General features: G+C 57.0%; 1 protein-coding gene and 2 pseudogenes. All 3 read right to left on the bottom strand.

Features of this window, described 5'->3' with window-relative positions:
- Positions 1-127: 127 nt before the first annotated feature.
- A pseudogene (locus B7R24_RS16790) lies at positions 128-301 on the bottom strand (right-handed parallel beta-helix repeat-containing protein); the annotation flags it as partial.
- A gap of 287 nt (positions 302-588) precedes the next feature.
- Positions 589-985 (bottom strand): annotated as a pseudogene (locus B7R24_RS16785) (VOC family protein).
- Between the two features lie 211 nt (positions 986-1,196).
- On the bottom strand, positions 1,197-2,309 hold the full coding sequence (locus B7R24_RS16780; protein WP_116420196.1) for an AAA family ATPase: 1,113 nt from the start codon (positions 2,307-2,309) through the stop codon (positions 1,197-1,199).
- Between the last annotated feature and the right edge of the window lie 411 nt (positions 2,310-2,720).

Here is a 2,720-nt window from a genome sequence, read left to right as displayed (position 1 = left end):
GACGGGTAATCGGTCAACCGTTCGAGCACCATCCGAGTCGAACGCTCCCGAACCTCCGCAGGGTATTTGTTTGACATAACCGAATCCTTTCAAAAAAAGAAAACGGCACGAAACCCGGGACGGTTCAGTAGTCACCAGGCGGCAGGTAGATCACCGCGCCAGGCTTTCCGCCTTGGTTCTTTTGAGAACCTACTTGCCGTTCTTTGATGTCGGCGAGGATGCTGTTGATCACCTCGCCGACATCCTCGGTTGCATCACCGACGGGCCACATCGTCACGTCGTAGTAATTAGCGTTTGACATCAAAGTCCCACCTTCGGGTCGTTGTCTAATGGTCTGAAGTAGGCACAGGCGGACCTTGATCCAAACCGTCTATGTTGGCAAAGAACAGGCAAGTGATCCCCCGACTGAAGGTGATGCTAAACGTGGCCATTGGAACGCGCGAAGGCTGTATCCGGTTGGAGTTAAGGGACATCACCCGAGAGCAGTGACAAAACGTTTTGGCTTAGCCTTGTGCCGACAAAGTACGGCGCCTGAAACACCCAGTCAAGTTGATGTCGACTAAAAGAGGTGCTGCCCTTGATCGACCGTTAGTCTTTCTGCGAGTTTTTGGTGAGCAGCACGAGGATGCGGCTCGGATCGCATTGGTAGGTGACTTTGTCGAGGTCTTGAGTAGATTGTCACGCCGCGGGGCGGATGACAGCCGTGATTCTCAGCTTCTTCAAGAGCCGCCTCGATGCTTTCGACGGAGAACGCTACGGGCGCATACCTACTTCGTTAGGGAGCGTGGCTCTCTCTTGATCGCGTCGGGGTGAAGATATTCAAAAGAGCTCAGGGCGTGACCGTGCGGTGTTGTGGGAACGGCAATTCTGGCGTGGCGCTGATCGTGTCGCGGCCAAGGACCGTGTGATCGAGGTCAGTGAAGAACGCGATTGTCGCCCCGATGTCACGAACGGCGATCCCAACGTTGTCCAGCTTGATGGCCATATTTCGTATGCTACCCAGCCGCAGATTTCTTCAGGTCAATGCCGTATCAGTCAGCACCCCAGCGCAGACTGCTCTCGAATGCATCCGTCGAGTGTGCGCATGAGAAAATCGCTGCTGCACCCGAGAGCAAAATACGAAATCTCGGCCTACGCTCCGGCGGTAGTTGCGCGCGCGTCACGCTGGCAGGAAGGTGAAGCGGGACTGAGCGCAGCTATAGGGTGTTCGAGTCTATTCCCGAGGCCGCGTGCTCTCGGAGGTACTGTCTGAGGTGGGGGACGGAGAAGTCTAGGAGTCCGCGTCCGGCGTTGACGATAACGCCGGCATCGATAAGGCGTCGGCGATAAACCCCGGCATACTTCGTATTCTCACCGAGACGGCTGGCGATGTCGGCCACTTTCGAGGGCCCGTCGTCGTCGGCCATTTTGAGCAGGAATGTGCGGTCAACCTGGGAGAGGTCCGCGAGTGATGCTTGGAGAACTGTGGAACCTAAACGGCGTCGGGCGGCATCTATTCCCTCTGCGAGCGACTCGTCTGTCACGCTACCTGTGACGGCTCGTCGCCAGACGTGATAGCCGACTAGTTGAATGAGAAACGGGTAGCCGCCTGTTGCTTCGGCCGCGTACCTGAGCTGGGACGGCGTGATCGTGACGTCGGTGTCAGCGAAGGTGGCCGCGAGAGCTACTTCGACGTCGCGGATTGCTACGTCTTTCAAGTCGACACGGTCGGCTCGGCGAAGGAACGTCGAAACGTCCTCGTTGAGGAGGTCTGAAACTGCTTTGGGGATACCGGCTACGAGGAGACCGATGGGGAGGTCCTCACGGATCAAGTGTTGGATGACGGCGGCCAGTTCAGTAAGTTCTTCACGGTTCACGGCGTGTATTTCGTCGATTGTGATGAGCAGTCCTGTTCCGTGGCCGTCGAGGACGGTAACGAGCTGGGTTGCAATGTCGCGCCAGGGTCGTTGCCGCGCTGGGGCCAGCTGGGTCGTGACGCCAAACCCTCCGGCTGTCACGGCGGTCAAGCGTCGTCCGGGTGGCCCATTGCCGAGTTCCTCAAGTCGCAAGATCATCGAGGAGGTAAGTCGGGGTATCAACCCGGTGGTAGCCGTCTCAGAGATGACAACCCAGCCCTGTGCTTGCGCGAATTCCTCCGCAGCTGTGAGGAGGACTGTCTTGCCGACACCGCGAGGGCCCGTGAAAATTGTTAGAAGGCCCGGCGATCCTGAGCCATCATTGATGGCCTCCTTGAACCCGTCGAGCGCATCTTCGCGGCCGACGAGCAAAGGCGGCCTTGCCCCGGCGGTGGGTTTGAAGGGGTTCCTCACCAACTTTTAGGCTCCTTTATCCTTTTTATCCTTCAAGGATAGCGCAGGGATCGTAATGTCGGCATTACGTTTAGCCGCGTTTATCTTTTTTAGCCTTGATAAGCCAAGCCTCATTGCCGACTCCTAGCTCATCTTCGGATGCACAGTGTAAGAACATTGGTTATGTAAAGAGAAGATGTCATCTCTTCATCCGACGCGAATTATCCGCTCTGCCCAGGCGCCCGCCGCGATATGACCCGCTCTTCTTGTTTAGCCTGGATCCACCGATGCGGGGTGGGTTGGGGTCGGCGCGTTAAACGGAGAATGCCTTTCTCATCAGGGAAAATGGAGTTTGTCTAGAACAACACTCGCCTGAAACGAAAGGCATCTCGCAGGTGCAAGTTTCTCACGCCTCCCGCACCGCTGTCGCGT

Origin of the sequence: Subtercola boreus, assembly GCF_003399645.1 — a bacterium.
GTDB lineage: Bacteria > Actinomycetota > Actinomycetes > Actinomycetales > Microbacteriaceae > Subtercola > Subtercola boreus_A.
Note: the sequence above shows the minus strand (reverse complement) of the source record. Positions and strands in the feature narration are given on the sequence as shown.